This window comes from Lacticaseibacillus chiayiensis, assembly GCF_004123795.1.
In the GTDB taxonomy this organism is placed as follows: Bacteria; Bacillota; Bacilli; order Lactobacillales; family Lactobacillaceae; genus Lacticaseibacillus; species Lacticaseibacillus chiayiensis.
On record NZ_MSSM01000095.1, the window covers coordinates 1 to 681 of the forward strand.

A 681-nucleotide genomic window follows, 5' to 3' on the forward strand; every position below is an offset into this window, starting at 1 on the left:
GCTGATACTGCGGAAGCTTAAAGCAGAGCAGACCTTCGACCATGTGTGGTTAGTCATGACATATCCAGATGAGAAGCTAGACACATTGCTTGCTAGTCGAGATGTCGAACACATACTCATCGACACTGACCGAGACACATGCATCCAGAGACTGTCTAAGCAAGGTCGAGATGTGAGTCAACTCATCAAAGTGATGAACAAACTTGACGAAATGAAATCAGAAAACAAATTTGCAAAATTCAAGAAAATAAAAAATAAAAATTACAAAAATTGAATTTTTGAAAGAAATTTATCGGGCGAACAAACGGGCTGAAATCCTCCAGACCCCCCTCCATTTTTATCGGGGGTTACATTTCTCGAAGCGGAAGAACGGTCGGCCTCTTTTTGGCACCCCAAATTGTAACGATTTTTAAGGCGGCAGGGGTAAACTCAGCCCATTTTATATAGATATTAGGAGGTGAAGTGGGAAATGGCTGGAAAATACAAAGTGTTGCAAATGTCTAAGGGTGATTTGACCAAAGAACGGCAAGAAGCCAAGCTACATGCGGAATTGATGGCCAAAGATGGCATTCCAAAACTTCAGGTAACACCGCCTAATCATCTTGACCCAGTCGCAAAACAAGAATACAAGCGAATTATCGAATCTTGGGACCTTACCACTTAGAAATCTCGATCGCGCGA

Annotated in this window: 2 pseudogenes; both read left to right on the forward strand. The window is 42.3% G+C overall.

The features are described 5' to 3' along the window. Positions 1–274: pseudogene (locus BVJ53_RS15430) on the forward strand (HNH endonuclease); the annotation flags it as partial. A 195-nt stretch (positions 275–469) separates the two neighbouring features. After that, positions 470–681, forward strand: a pseudogene (locus BVJ53_RS14775) (P27 family phage terminase small subunit); the annotation flags it as partial.